The organism is Lolliginicoccus lacisalsi, from assembly GCF_014841105.1.
Lineage (GTDB): Bacteria > Actinomycetota > Actinomycetes > Mycobacteriales > Mycobacteriaceae > Lolliginicoccus > Lolliginicoccus lacisalsi.
Genome location: NZ_JACYWE010000001.1, coordinates 281,555 through 295,172, shown reverse-complemented (window position 1 = coordinate 295,172; position 13,618 = coordinate 281,555). Strand labels below are relative to the sequence as shown.

The 13,618-nt window shown below is 67.0% G+C and carries 14 protein-coding genes; 2 read left to right on the top strand and 12 right to left on the bottom strand.

Annotated elements, in window-relative coordinates; genetic code table 11:
* Nucleotides 1-315: 315 nt before the first annotated feature.
* The 5 genes from HT102_RS01345 to cysQ form a co-directional block, all read right to left on the bottom strand.
* Nucleotides 316-717 carry a DoxX family protein gene (locus HT102_RS01345; protein ID WP_192037609.1) on the bottom strand — a complete coding sequence of 134 codons (402 nt, stop codon included), beginning with the start codon at nt 715-717 and terminating at the stop codon, nt 316-318.
* A 167-nt stretch (nt 718-884) separates the two neighbouring features.
* Entirely contained in the window at nt 885-1,424 is a 540-nt protein-coding gene (locus tag HT102_RS01340) for an RNA polymerase sigma factor (RefSeq protein ID WP_192037608.1), read from the bottom strand.
* Between the two features lie 121 nt (nt 1,425-1,545).
* Nucleotides 1,546-1,686, bottom strand: coding sequence for a hypothetical protein (locus HT102_RS01335; RefSeq protein ID WP_192037607.1), 141 nt, complete (start codon nt 1,684-1,686; stop codon nt 1,546-1,548).
* A gap of 165 nt (nt 1,687-1,851) precedes the next feature.
* Entirely contained in the window at nt 1,852-3,465 is a 1,614-nt protein-coding gene (locus HT102_RS01330; protein ID WP_192037606.1) for a glutamate synthase-related protein, read from the bottom strand.
* 197 nt (nt 3,466-3,662) lie between these two features.
* Complete coding sequence (gene cysQ, locus HT102_RS01325; protein WP_192037605.1) at nt 3,663-4,496, bottom strand: 3'(2'),5'-bisphosphate nucleotidase CysQ; 834 nt, start codon at nt 4,494-4,496, stop codon at nt 3,663-3,665.
* A gap of 131 nt (nt 4,497-4,627) precedes the next feature.
* Here cysQ and HT102_RS01320 point away from each other — a divergent pair, with 131 nt between their 5' ends.
* Nucleotides 4,628-5,185, top strand: a complete 558-nt coding sequence (locus HT102_RS01320; protein ID WP_192037604.1) for an MOSC domain-containing protein — start codon at nt 4,628-4,630, stop codon at nt 5,183-5,185.
* 144 nt (nt 5,186-5,329) lie between these two features.
* On the opposite strand, the gene HT102_RS01315 is transcribed toward HT102_RS01320, so the two are convergent.
* From HT102_RS01315 to HT102_RS01290, 6 genes are all read right to left on the bottom strand, one after another.
* On the bottom strand, nt 5,330-5,947 hold the full coding sequence (locus tag HT102_RS01315; protein WP_192037603.1) for a class I SAM-dependent methyltransferase: 618 nt from the start codon (nt 5,945-5,947) through the stop codon (nt 5,330-5,332).
* Nucleotides 5,948-6,066: 119 nt separating this feature from the next.
* A complete protein-coding gene (gene katG / locus HT102_RS01310; protein WP_408611286.1) occupies nt 6,067-8,295 on the bottom strand; it encodes a catalase/peroxidase HPI in 2,229 nt (742 codons plus the stop codon).
* Between the two features lie 18 nt (nt 8,296-8,313).
* Nucleotides 8,314-8,757 carry a Fur family transcriptional regulator gene (locus tag HT102_RS01305; protein ID WP_192037602.1) on the bottom strand — a complete coding sequence of 148 codons (444 nt, stop codon included), beginning with the start codon at nt 8,755-8,757 and terminating at the stop codon, nt 8,314-8,316.
* A gap of 96 nt (nt 8,758-8,853) precedes the next feature.
* Nucleotides 8,854-9,789 (bottom strand): PKD domain-containing protein, encoded by a 936-nt coding sequence (locus HT102_RS01300; protein WP_192037601.1) that lies wholly within the window; start codon nt 9,787-9,789, stop codon nt 8,854-8,856.
* A 63-nt stretch (nt 9,790-9,852) separates the two neighbouring features.
* Nucleotides 9,853-10,251 carry a hypothetical protein gene (locus HT102_RS01295; protein WP_192037600.1) on the bottom strand — a complete coding sequence of 133 codons (399 nt, stop codon included), beginning with the start codon at nt 10,249-10,251 and terminating at the stop codon, nt 9,853-9,855.
* Between the two features lie 465 nt (nt 10,252-10,716).
* A complete protein-coding gene (locus HT102_RS01290) occupies nt 10,717-11,922 on the bottom strand; it encodes a lipase family protein (protein WP_192037599.1) in 1,206 nt (401 codons plus the stop codon).
* Between the two features lie 267 nt (nt 11,923-12,189).
* Here HT102_RS01290 and HT102_RS01285 point away from each other — a divergent pair, with 267 nt between their 5' ends.
* Nucleotides 12,190-12,654, top strand: a complete 465-nt coding sequence (locus tag HT102_RS01285; protein ID WP_192037598.1) for a DoxX family protein — start codon at nt 12,190-12,192, stop codon at nt 12,652-12,654.
* 225 nt (nt 12,655-12,879) lie between these two features.
* On the opposite strand, the gene HT102_RS01280 is transcribed toward HT102_RS01285, so the two are convergent.
* Complete coding sequence (locus HT102_RS01280) at nt 12,880-13,224, bottom strand: cupin domain-containing protein (RefSeq protein WP_192037597.1); 345 nt, start codon at nt 13,222-13,224, stop codon at nt 12,880-12,882.
* Between the last annotated feature and the right edge of the window lie 394 nt (nt 13,225-13,618).

Below are 13,618 nucleotides of genomic sequence, written 5' to 3'. Positions count from 1 at the left end.
TCTAGAGCTGGGCTTTTGCGCGGCCTGCTGTGTCATTGGCCACACTGCTTGCTCCTGCAAGCGGCAGCTAGCGGGCGGGATCCAGGGTTTGCTGCTATGAACTGCGATTTCACTGGAGCTCGTGCGCGGTCAGTCCTGTCAACCCCCGCAGCGCCGCTCGCCCAGCCGGCCACCGCGCCATTCGCGGCGCGATCGGCGAGCTTTTTCCAGCGCAAACCGCATGTCGGGCCAGCCCGCCCGGACCGGCGATGTGACTATGGTCGCATTTTCGCCCAAGGCCCTTGAACGGTAACGAGAGGCGGCCTCGGCCAGGGTCTATGCGCGTGCCTTCAACGCCTCGGTGACCAGAGGGACCTGCAACGGCAGCCGGGCGATCGCGCCCGCCTTCATCCACGGCGACAACCGGCTCGACCGCAACCAGTCGACCGTCATCTGCACGTTCGCCGGGAACACCGCCACGAACAGCAGCGCGGCGAGGGTCGCTCCGATTCGCTGCGACCGCGGTACCGCCAGCAGGCCCGCTATGCCCAGCTCCGCCACCCCGGAGGCCTGCGTGTACAAGCGCGGCTCGCCGGGGAGGAAGCGCGGCACGATCCGATCGAAGAACTGCGGAGCCACGAAATGCACCACGCCGGCGCCAGCGAGCAGCACCGCGAGCCGTAATGCCGCAGCGCGGCCTCGAGGAGAAGGGACTGCGTTACTGGGCTCAGCGGTCATGCCTGCCAGCATGCCCGATCGGGGTGCCGCGCGCGCCATCGGGGTGGACATGCACGCGCGCTGGCCTGAATGCGCGCTGGCGTGAAAGCGCGCTGGCGCATCACCGCGCAGTGGAGACTTTTCCCGCCCAGGCCGGGAAAATCTTCCACTGCGGACCGCGTGCCGGGCTAGGCGGCACCGGCGAGCTCGTAGGTCTGCGCGAGCGCCCGGGCGAGCTGGGCACGGGCCCGGCTCAGCCGGGAGCGCACCGTTTGCACAGGGATCCCCAGGTGCGCGGCGAGCTCGTTGTAGGGCATCGCGGTGTACTCGCGCAGCACCAGCACGGCCCGGAAGTCATCGGAGAGCGTGGCGAGAGCCGCGTTGATCGCGTCCCTGTCGGCGGTCCGCTCGGCATGATCAGCCTGCTCGTCAGCGAGGTCGAGCGAGTGCAGGTCGATGGCGAGGTCCCGGCGGGCGCGCACGATCATCTTCGACGAGTTGGCGGCGATCACATACGCCCAGGTCCCGAAGGACGCTTCGCCCCGGTACTTGTGCAGGTTCTGCCAGGCCGCGGTCAGTGCGTTCTGCAGGGCGTCCTCGGCGTCTTGGCGATCGTTGGTGATGCGATAGCAGACCGACCACAGCCTGCTCCGGTACTGGCTGACTAGCTCGGCGAACGCGCGCTGGTCCCCCCGGCGCGCACGGTCGATCAGTTCCCTGTCTGTCACGATCCCCCCCAGGATGCGTTCGAGTCACCAGGCTGCTGCCTGGCCGTGGCTGCACCCCCCGGTGCAGGGGTTTAATCGCCCTGTGACCGCGAAATGTCACACTCGTACGAAGTGCTCTATCTCACATTCCGGTGGCGGGATCCGAATCCTGGCCGCAGGTGGCGAGCTGGAGCATCCGCGACCACGCGGCGTCGGCCAGCTCGGGGATCGGTGCGGTATCGATGCCGAGGCGCTCGGCGAGCGGATCGCTGGTGGGGGCCATGGGGTTCCTTCCTGGGGCGGGGCGGGCTCGTGGCCCTCGGGCGGACCGTTCGCCCCGTGGGTGGAGCTAGCTGACGCGATCTGCCTCTGCCCCTAGGTTGCCGCGGACCCGCGAAAAGTTCCCCCATGGATGTCCTTTATGCGGCATTATCCGGCACCTCGTGGATTATCCGGCGCCCCCGTAGGTGACACCGGCAAGATCGGCGATGTCGCGCTTCCACGCGACAAGATCATCAGGCTCGAGCTTGCTGAGATGATCGTGCCCGCAAGCACGTGCCATCACCTGCATGAGCTCCACCGAAGCGGCGAGGAACCGGGCGAGGCGCTGCGCGGCCTCGTCGACCGGCAGCCGGGACCGCAAGCGCGGATCCTGGGTGGCGATGCCCACCGGGCAATTGTTGGTGTGGCAGGCGCGCATGCCGAGGCAGCCGATCGCCTGCATCGCCGAGTTCGCGATCGCCACCGCGTCCGCGCCGAGCGCGAGCGCCTTGAGGAAGTCCGCGGGAGTCCGCAGTCCGCCAGTGATGATCAGCGAGACGTCGTCCGCGCCGATACGGTCGAGGTGACGGCGCGCACGAGCCAGCGCCGGGATCGTGGGGACGGAGATATTGTCGCGGAACAGCAGCGGCGCCGCGCCCGTGCCCCCGCCGCGGCCATCAAGGATGACGTAGTCCACGCCGATCTCGACCGCCGCATCGAGATCGCGCTCGATGTGCTGGGCCGAGAGCTTCACCCCGATCGGGATGCCGCCGGTGGCATGGCGCACCTCGCTGGCGACCTGCTGGAAGTCCGCGATCGTCGTCAGGTCGGGAAACCGCGCGGGCGATACTGCGGGCTCTCCCTCGGCGAGCCCCCGGACCTCCGCGATCTTTCCACTCACCTTGTGGCCGGGCAGGTGCCCGCCCGTACCCGTTTTCGCGGCCTGGCCGAGCTTGAAGTGAAACGCCTGGCACCGGGCAACCTTGTCCATCGAGTACCCGACGCGCCCCGAGGCGAGCTCGTACAAGTAACGGCCATTGGCCTGCTGCTCCTCCGCCAGCATCCCGCCCTCGCCGGAGCAGATCCCCGTGCCCGCGTGCTCCGCGCCCCGCGCCATCGATGTCTTCGCTTCCTCCGACAGCGCTCCGAAGCTCATGTCCGACACCAGGATCGGGATGCCGAGCCGCAACGGCCTCGCCGCCGCTGGCCCTATGGTCACCTCCGTGCCCACGGGAGCGTCATCGAGCAGGGGAGCGATGGCGAGCTGCGCGGTCACGACCTGTAGGTCATCCCAGGCGGGCAGCGTGTGGCCAGGAACTCCCATGGCTTCGACCTGGCCATGGTGCCCGGTGCGCTCCAGCCCGTGCGCGGCGAGCTGCTGGATCGCCCCATTGCGGGGCTCATCGGGCGTGCCCTTGAAGTCGGCGTAAAGGCCCTGGTAGCTGTGGCGCCGGAACTTCTGCGGGTTGCGGGCCTCCCACTCAGCGACCTCGGCCTCGTCCACCCACACCGCGCCGTCATCGATCCAGCTGGCGAATCGAGCGAGGTCCGCTCCCTTGAAGTGAATGTTGATCCCGGTCCGGGCGTCATAGGTCGAGCCGTGCAGCCCGCACACCAGCCGGCCGCCGCGCACCGAGCCATCCGACAGCAGCGCACCGCGATGCTGGCAACGCCCGTGCATCACCGAGACATCGTCACCGTCGGGGTGGCGGATCACCACGAGATCAACGTTCGCGACCAGCGCGTACGCCGGTGCTCCTGGTGCGAGATCAGCGAGCTCGGCAACCTTCGACGCATTCATCGCGCGCACCTTCCCGACACAACATCAACCACGGCCCCATCACAATAGCGATCGTGCTCGCTAGGAACCCAGCACCCACCCGCGGCGAGGACACCATCAACCATCACTGCTTCCTCGGCCTGCTCGCTCATCCGATCGCCGCCTGTGAATCGGCCCCATCCGGTCCGCTGTTGCCCGCCGATCAGCGTGGCCAGCGGTCACTCCGCTCCCGGCAGGTACTGCCCCCAGTCGAAGCTCATGTCGCCAACGACAACAAAATGCGGATTGAGAATGCCGTCCTTGGTGTTGTAGCGCAGCGGCTCGAGGTCGACTGTGGTGACCGCGCCGCCGGCCTGCTCGACGACGCACTGCCCGGCCGCAGTATCCCACTCGGACGTGGGCCCGAGCCGCGGGTAGAGGTCCGCGGCGCCCTCGGCGACCATGCAGAGCTTGAGCGAGCTACCGACGCTGAGGCTCGTGGCATGCGGCAGACGCTCGAGCAACGCATCGACGGCGGCACCCCGGTGGTTGCGGCTCGCGACGATGCGCATGGCCGCGCCAGCAGGCCGTCCACTCATCGGCGCGGTCGCGATGGGAACGGGATCCTCGTGGACCTGCTGCTTCCAGGCGCCCGCGCCCGCAGCGGCGAACCAGGATGTGCCGCGGACTGGCGCATGCACGACCCCCAGGACGGGCGCGCCCATCTCGATCAGGGCGACGTTGACCGTGAAGTCGCCATTGCGCTGCACGAACTCCTTCGTGCCGTCCAGCGGGTCGATCAACCAGTACCGCGACCATTGCTGCCGCACCGCGAACGCAGGCAGCCCATCCTCCTCGGAGAGCACAGGAACCCTGGCATCGAGCCCGCGCAGGCCGCCGGAGAGGCAGTGGTGCGAGGCGAGGTCAGCGGCGGTGAGCGGTGACCCATCGGCCTTGAGATCGACATCGAAGCCAGCACGGTAGACGTCGAGGATGCTGTCCCCGGCCTCGCGGGCGATCGCCAGCACCGCGGCAACGAGGTCGCCCGGATCGGAAGCGGCGGGGTGGGCCATGCGTCTCCTTCGGCGTAGAGCGGGCATCGCCACGCTAGCACCGTCGCGTGACAGCTCCGAGGCTGCTTGCCGGGGCGCGCTGCGCGGTGGGATGCTCGTCAGTACGGGCCCCGGCATCGCGAGGAGCTCCCATGGCCGACCATCCGATCCGCATCGTGCAGTTCCTCGTCTCGCCCGCGCACGCCTACTTCGGTCGGCCCAAGGATGGCCCCGCCGAGGTGCCCACCGAGCTGCCCGCCCGCATCGAATGCGTCGCGGGCAAGGGCATCCGCGGGGATCGCTTCTTCAACGTCCGCGCGCACACCGAGGCCGCCGTCACGTTCCTCGCGGCCGAGGCCTGGGATGACGCATGCCTCCAGGCCGGTGCGACCGCCGCGGTCGAGCTAGCGCGTCGCAACATCGTCGTGCGCGGCGTGGAGCTGGATCGATTGCGGGGCGAGGATTTCACCCTGTCGACCGGTGCCGGCAGCGTCGTGTTCCGCGGTGGGCGGCCCGCTCATCCGTGCGCCTGGATGGACACGATGATCGCGCCTGGCATGCGCAAGGCACTCGTGGGCCGGGGCGGCATTCGCGCGGGCGTGCTCGCTGGCGGCGTGCTCGGGCTCGGCGACGCGATCCTGTCGTGCGATGTGCCCCTCGACGCCTCGCGGGCGGCGGAACCCGTGATGCGTGCGCAACCTCTCGGGTGAGGACCGTCGACTGGACTACAACCATGCAAACGCGATAGAAGAGCCGAAGATCCCAGGTGGCGATCTATCGCGTTTGGCGGTTTCTATCGCGTTTGCGGTTCCAGGGCCACCGGCGCGCGGCTCCGGCCGGGGCCCTCCGGGTGGTCAGGCGCGGGTGGCAACGCCTAGCGAGAGCGCGCCGAGGAACTTGGGCGAGCCCTTCTCATAGAACTCATCGATGGTGCTGATGGTGAATCCAGCGTCCTCGATGAGCTGGGCGATGGGCCGATCGAGGTTGCAACCACCGAAGAGCTTCTGCTGGAGGGGATTGAGTCGATGCTGCCAGGCCTGCACCTTGGCGTCGGGGGCGAGGCCATGCTCGACGAAGTGGAAGGTGCCACCAGGCTTGAGGACGCGGCGCACCTCGTGCAGGGCGGCGGTGACGTCGGGGATGGTGCAGAGCGTCCAGGTGGAGAGCGCGCTGTCGCAGCTCGCGTCATCGAGGGGGAGCGATTGCCCGTCGAGACCGTGACGCTCGACGGGGACGCTGGATTGCTCGACGCGCTTGCGGGCGATGTGCCACGCGGTGTCGGCGGGCTCGATGGCCATCACGCGGGACACCGATGGGGGATAGAACGGGATGTTGAGGCCGGAGCCGAATCCGATCTCCACCACCTCACCGGTGAGCCCGGCACAGGCTTGCTCGCGCTGCGGCTTGGTCAGCGCCGTGCCGCACGCGACATTGATGATGCGGGGCAGGATCGTGTCACCGTAGAAGCCCATGCTGCCAGGGTACTGGGAAGAGGGGACTCCGTGCGCGCGGACCGCGAGTGTGCGAAGAACGACAGCTTCAGCGCTTATTGCTGACGGTTCTTGCACACTCGCGGGTTCTGCGAACTGGATCAGACGAGCTCGTACCGGTCGAGGTTCATGACCTTGTCCCACGCGGCGACGAAGTCACGGACGAACTTGTCACGCGCATCGTCGCAGGCATACACCTCGGCGACGGCACGCAGCTCGGAGTTGGAGCCGAACACGAGGTCTGCCCGGCTGCCGGTCCACTTGGTGGAGCCGGTTGCACGATCGATGCCGTTGAACGTGGTCGCGTCCTCGCTGGTGGCCTTCCACTCGATGCCCATGTCGAGCAGGTTGACGAAGAAGTCGTTGGTGAGCTTCTCCGGGGTGCTGGTGAGCACACCGAGCGGCGACTGCTGGTAGTTCGCGCCAAGCACGCGCAGGCCACCGATCAGGACCGTCAGCTCGGGGGCAGTGAGGGTGAGCAGATTGGCCCGATCGAGGAGCAGGTACTCGGCGGGCAGCCGGTGGCCGTCGCGCATGTAGTTGCGGAAGCCATCAGCGGTCGGCTCGAGCGGCGCGAACGAATCCGCATCGGTCTGCTCCTCGGTCGCGTCGGTGCGCCCAGGGGCGAACGGCACCTCGACGTCATGGCCAGCATCCTTGGCTGCCTTCTCCACCGCGGCGCATCCGCCGAGGACGATCAGGTCGGCAAGCGAGACTTCCTTGCCCCGCTTCTGGGCGTTGTTGAAGTCCTGCTGGACACCGCCGAGCGTGCTGAGGACCTTGGCGAGCTTCTCGGGCTCGTTGACCTCCCAGCCACGCTGCGGCTCGAGGCGGATGCGAGCACCGTTGGCGCCGCCGCGCTTGTCGCCGCCACGGAATGTCGACGCCGACGCCCAGGCAGTGGAGACCAGCTCCGCGACGGTGAGGTCGGAGCCGAGGATCTGCTTCTTCAGCGACGCGATGTCCTTCGCATCGATCAGCTTGTGCGTCACCGGCGGCACCGGGTCCTGCCAGATCAGATCTTCCTCGGGAACCTCGGGACCGAGGTAGCGGACCTTGGGACCCATGTCACGGTGGGTGAGCTTGAACCAGGCGCGCGCGAAGGCGTCCGCGAACTCGTCAGGGTTCTCATGGAACCGCTTCGAGATCGGCGCATAGACCGGGTCGAACCGCAGCGACAGGTCCGTCGTGAGCATGACGGGCTCGCGCTTGGCCGACGGATCATGCGGATCGGGCACCGTGTTCGCCCCCGCGCCGTCCTTCGGCTTCCACTGCCACGCCCCGCCCGGGCTCTTGAACTTCTCCCACTCGAAGCCGAAGAGGATGTCGAAGAAGGTGTTGTCCCACTTGGTGGGGGTATTGGTCCAGATGCCCTCGAGACCACTCGTGATGGCATCGTTGCCCTTGCCGGTGCCGTGCGCGTTGCGCCAGCCCAGGCCCATCTCATTGATGGGAGCACCCTCCGGCTCGGGGCCCACCAGCTCGGGGGCGCCCGCGCCGTGGGTCTTGCCGAACGTGTGCCCGCCCGCGATGAGCGCGACAGTCTCCTCATCGTTCATCGCCATGCGACCAAAGGTCTCGCGGATATCGACCGCAGCGGCCAGCGGATCAGGATTGCCGTTCGGGCCCTCCGGGTTGACATAGATCAAGCCCATCTGCACGGCAGCGAGGGGATCCTCCAGGTCGCGCTCGCCCGTGTAGCGCTTGTCATCGAGCCACTCGGACTCGGGGCCCCAGTACACATCCTCATCGGACTCCCACTCGTCCACGCGGCCACCCGCGAAGCCGAACGTATCGAAGCCCATCGTCTCCAGAGCCACGTTGCCGGTGAGGACGATCAGGTCCGCCCACGACAGCTTGCGCCCATACTTCTGCTTCACCGGCCACAGCAGGCGCCGCGCCTTGTCGAGGTTGCCATTGTCGGGCCAGCTGTTCAGCGGCGCGAACCGCTGCTGCCCGCCGCCGGCCCCGCCACGACCATCGCTGATGCGGTATGTGCCCGCGCTGTGCCACGCCATGCGGATCATCAACGGGCCATAATGCCCGAAATCAGCCGGCCACCAATCCTGCGAATTGGTCAGCACCGACGCGATATCCTTCTTCACCGCGGCGAGGTCGAGCGTCTTGAACTCCGCGGCGTAATCGAAATCCTCGCCCATCGGGTTCGACGCGGGAGTGTTCTTGCGGAGGATCTTCAGGTTCAGCTGGTTCGGCCACCAATCACGATTGCCTCCGCCCGCCGTAGGGTGCTTCGGATTGGTGCCCCCGAACGGGCACTGCCCCTCCTGGGGGTCGTTGATCTCATCAAAACCGTCAGGGCGATCAGGCACGGCTTGTCCTTCCAGTGGTCAAGGGATTTGCTCGGATTGGGCTGAAGCCAAGCAGGTGGGGCACAAGCCCCAGAAGATGACCTCGGTCTCATCGATCTCGAAACCATGATCATCCGACGCGGTCATGCACGGTGCGGAACCGGTGGCGCAATCAACATCAGCGATGACGCCGCAGCTCCGGCACACCAGGTGATGATGGTTGTCGCCAACCCGCGTCTCGTACCGCGCCACCGACCCCGTCGGCTGGATGCGCCGCAGCAACCCAGCGGATGTCAGGGCCCGCAGCACGTCATACACGGCCTGGTGGGACACGGCACCGTGATTCTGGCGAACCGCGCTGATGATGGAATCGGTATCCGAATGCGGGTGATCATGCACCGCCGTCAGCACTGCGAGGCGCGGCGCCGTGACGCGGAGGGCCGCCCCGCGCAACAAGCGCTCGAAATCCGGTCGCGTGCTCACACCCCAAGTGTGAACCACTTTCTGGAATCAATCAAGTGTTTGCGGGAGTGGGATCGCAAGCCCCCGGTTGCGGTCGGGCGCACGAGGCGTCGAAGCCTAGGAACCGAAGGGAAGAACCGTCACGATCACCTGCCGGGAGAGAGCCGACTGCCCTTCCTGGCGCACCGTTACCGTCGCGGTGTAGGTCCCCGGCGCCGTGACCCTGAGAGTCGTGCCCGGATTGTAGGAATCGCACCTGGACTCGTGCTCCTCGAGCATCCTTCCCGCGCCCACCAGGGTGACGCTCGAGGTGCACTCGCCCCGGATCTGCTCGTCGCCAGCAAAGGATTTCCAGTAGATGACGAGCTTCTTGGTGTTGTTGTTGGCCGCGATGTAGGTGTGCTCGCCGACTCGGTCGTAGCCCCAGGTATCGATGTCGATCCGGTCGATGACCCTGCTCGGGCTGGCTTCGGGTGCCGCAGTGGGTTCGGGAGCCACCTGCTCCACGACTTTCGGCTCAATCGTATACACCAGGCGCCTGTTGCCCGAGAAAGGCGAGAATACCCCGGTGAGGTTGGCCTTGAGCTGATCAGGCAGAGTGGTCAGCAACGATGCGACGACGCCGATCTTGTGTGCGGCCACCTTTCCGTCGGCATCGATGACCTTGCCTGCTGCGGCAGCGACGCAGTTCGCGACATCACCGAGGCCGTCCACGAACTCGTCCACCGACTCCTTGTCTGGCTCCTCGACAGAACGAATCGCCGTTCCCGCGCAGTCGTACGACGCGGACAAATCCTTGAATGCATCAACGATCGCGGACCCGCGCAGCCCGTACATATCCAACGCTGCGAGGAGGGTGCCGAACTGCAGCGCCACCGGATCGATCGTGAGATAGATGGCTCCCGAGACCGTGGAAGCAGGAAGGTCGAGCCTGCCCATTCCCTTGGGTGGCAGAGTCGCATCCCCGCGCGCGTCCTGGATGGCGACTGCGATCAGATCGGTGCTGTTGTCGGGCATTCGGGGGGTGAAATTCCCTGCGGGCTCGGAGGTCACGGTGTAGTAGTGCTCGGATTCCGAATCGAAGGATATCGCTACCGCATCAGATGAAGCCTCGATTCAGGCCGGAACGATGCCGGGCTGCGCAGGAGTCAACGTCACGTCTGTCTCGCCGACCATCGCGCTGTCGCCGGACGCGCACTCAGGCTCTGCTGAATCGTTTCCCGCGATGACTCGCGCGATTCCTTCCCGCAGTGCGCTCGCCGGATCCGTCACCAACAGCGTGAACCTGCTCAAGTGTGGAGTTGTCGCCGTTACTACCTGAGCGTCCGGATCCCAGGAGGCCAGCAGCAGATCGGATTCGCCATTGGCATCGTCCACTGCGATGAGTGGGCGCCGCGGTTCGCTGAGCTGCGCCACGAGATCCGGAGCGCCCGACAGATCGAACGCGAGCTCGATCGGCTGCCGGGGCTGCAGGCCATCTCCCAATGTGATCTCCACCCCGGGGGCGGCCGCCACCTGTGCCGGCAGCGGTGGGCGCTTGCTCGCTGGCGCAATAGCAAGTTCGGTCCCGCTGGTCGCGACACCAGCAGGCGCCCTAGCTGTGACAACAACTCCACCGAACTCTCCGCCGACCGTAGCGCCATCTTCGGCAATGCTTGCGCGAGTAGTGATCTCGGGCTCCGCCGTTGGCATCGGTGAGGCTTGCGAGAATGCATCCGCAACTGGGTCAGATTGTGGCGCGGGCGCCCCGCCGCAACCCGCGACCGCCATGACGGCGACGAGTACGACCGCGCCAGCCCGGTACGCATTCCGGCACTGATTGTGCTGAGACAAAGCCCCCCCCGGTTCATCGAATCCCGCCAGCCGAGGCTGCGATCGAGTTCAAGCTTGTGAACACGAATAATCTAGCGTTGAGCCGCTGTTGGTGCGGCGAGTCCCAACAATGATCATCTGTAGGAACGACTTAGCAACGCCCCAGCTCTAGCACGTAGACGGCGCTGGTTCTCCGCGGTAGCGGGCTCGGAGGTATTCCACGGCGGCGGGGAGGCCTTCGAGGGCCGCGGTGAGGTGGTCGGGGCTGTTGACGCGGTGCAGCGCGACGGTGGCTCCCGCGGCGCAGTAGCGGGCGACCGTCCGGTCAACGGCATCGATGGGAACGAGCAGGTCGGTGCTGCTGTGCCAGATGAACATGGGTGCAGTGGGGACGCCGGGGTAGGAGCTGACGCTGTTCTCCTCGATGACCGCGATCGCCTCGGGGGAATCGACGAGGTCGGGGTCGACGGCGATGTCGCGGATGCCGCGGTTGATGCCGACGCCGAGGATGTCGTTGGTGCAGCCGTCGTTGAGCTGGTGCTGCAATGCGCGTCCGCTGGCGGTGAGCTGGGTGGAGACGGGGAATCGCTCGGGGTACTCGCGCTCGAGGCCGAGGGCTGCGGCGAACGCGAGGCCGAACGCGGGGTGCGGGTCGTCGCCGAGGGCGTTGGCTAGGTCGCGCAGGTCCATGGGTACTCCGCCCGCTGCGGCCCCGATGATGTCCAGTTCCGGGGCGTAGCTGGGGGCAAGGGCGGCGGCGAAGGCGGTGGCCATTCCGCCTCCGGAGTACCCGGCCATGGTGACGGGGCTTTCGGCGAGCTGGAACTGGGTCGCGCGCTGGACGGCACGGATGCCGTCGAGCGCGATGGTGCCGCCGAGCCTCGCGGCGCCGTAGGCGCTCTTGGGGCCGAGATGATCGGGGACGGCGACGCTCCAGCCTTGCTGGAAGGCAGCGTTGAGGGCGGGGGCCTCCCGGATGACGTCGAGCGGGTCGTTGGTGTAGAGCGCGCGCGATGGCGTGCACTGCAGGCCCAGCGCGTTGATGATGTGCTGGAAGGACAGCAGTGGCCCGTTGTCGATGCGGTTGTGCGGCAGGAACAATGTTGTGGTCGCTGCGATCGGTGCGCCCGCGGAGTCGGTGGAGCGGAACTGGATCTGCCAGGTCTCGACGCCGGTGAAGCCGGGCGGGATGGGTCGCGGTCGGATCTTCAGGACATCGCCGGGCGCGGCCTGGGATAGCTCTGCGGGGGCGGCGTAGAAGGGGTCGGGATCGGTGGGTGGGTAGAGCGGTGCCGCGGCGGCGGGGGAGGCAACTAGCAGTGCGAGCAGCGCGAAGATAATCGCGGCGAGCGTGTGGCGAGCGGAGGTTCGCATGCGTGGGGTTCCTGCTCTTCGGTCCGTGTGATCGTTGCGGTCCCCGGCCTGGCGCGCGGGGTTCCTGTGATGTGGGTCACGTAGATCGAACTTAGTGCCGAATAGCTATCGATTTGACGAAATTGGCCACAAAAGTTTTCGGAGTATGCCATTGGGGTAGATGTATACGCCTGGGGCCTGGGGTGCGCCGACGGCGGCCAGGCGGTGGCGAGGCATCTGGAACAGTGTCGCCCGCCCTGCTGCCCCGGCGCGCGTACTCTCACCTCCATGACTGATGATCATGGTCGGGTTCGTTCCGGGGCGCGCGCGGGTGGTTGGGCGCGGACGGTTGGTCGCTGGATTCTTGGCTTGTTCCTGCTGTTCGCGGGCATTTCGCATCTGACGTGGGCGCGGTCGGAGTTCCTGGCGCAGGTGCCTGGGTGGGTGCCTATGGATGCCGATCTGGTGGTCATCGCGTCGGGCGTGGTGGAGGTCGCGCTGGGCGCCGCGTTGCTGCTGGCGCGGCAGGGCCGCTGGCGGGTGCTTGTTGGTTGGGTGGTCGCGGCCTTCTTCGTGGCAATCTTCCCGGGGAACATCTCGCAGTTCGTCACGGGCACGGATGCTTTCGGCCTGGAGAGCGATCTCGCGCGGGGGCTGCGCTTGCTGTTCCAGCCGGTGCTCGTGGTGTGGGCGTTGTGGTGCACGCGGGCCTGGGCGGAGCGGCCCGCAATGCTGCGGAGGCGCCGGGACTAGACGCGCCAGGCCTGGAGGCGACGGCGGTGTCCGGGGCGGGTCAACAAGCCGTTCGGCTGCAAACGCGATAGATCCAGCCGAATGGCCAGGTCTGCTTCCATCGCGTTTGCCGGTTTCTAGTGCTTTTGCGCCGCGCGGGCCCGGCGGCGGGTGGGCTCGATACCGGATGGGCCCGGCGGCGGATGGGCTCGATGCCGCGCGGGCCCGGCGGCTGGCGGGCCCGGATCAGGTGTATGAATCCTGGCCTTGCTGGTTCGTGACCGTGGTGAGCAGGAAGACGCTGTCGGCGAGGGCGAGCACCGAATGGCGTTCATGGGTGAGGATCCACAATTCCCCCTCGCCGAATTCTCCGTGCGGCTCATCGTCGACGACCACACGAACTCGTCCCACGAGTACCTGGAGGCTCGAGGCGGGCGGCGAATTGTGCTCGGCCAGTTCGATTCCTTCCCGGAGCGCGATCACGGTCTGCCGGAGTGGGCCGTCGTTGGCGATGAGCAGGGCGCTGCGGCCATGCTTGTCCGTTCGCGCTGCGGCGAGGTGGGACTCGGCGAGTTCCCTCAGATTTGCCATGACCGTCCTTGGGCTTGACTGCTGGCTCTGGTCTGAAACTACGCGGCGCACGCGGAGGGTGTCCACCCTTTGAGAACGGCGCGGCGCGGTTGTCCGGCGCCCGCGGGCACCGGCGACGGCAGGGCCCCGGATGGGCCCGCTAGCCCGGCGCGCGGGGCCCGCTAGCGCCAGTGGCCTTTAGCGCAGGCAATCTCGCAACACTGCATGTGAACGGATGGTGAACAGTGTCCCACTGCCCGGGAGAATGTGGTTTGTCACACGCTCGCGGGCTTGACCGATGTTCCTTACGGTTCCTAACATAATGTTAGTTGAACTGGATGTTTTCCGAGCGGGCCAAGCCCCGCTACCAGCCCCAACGATCCTAGCGGCACCTGCAACTAGGCATCGTGCTGAC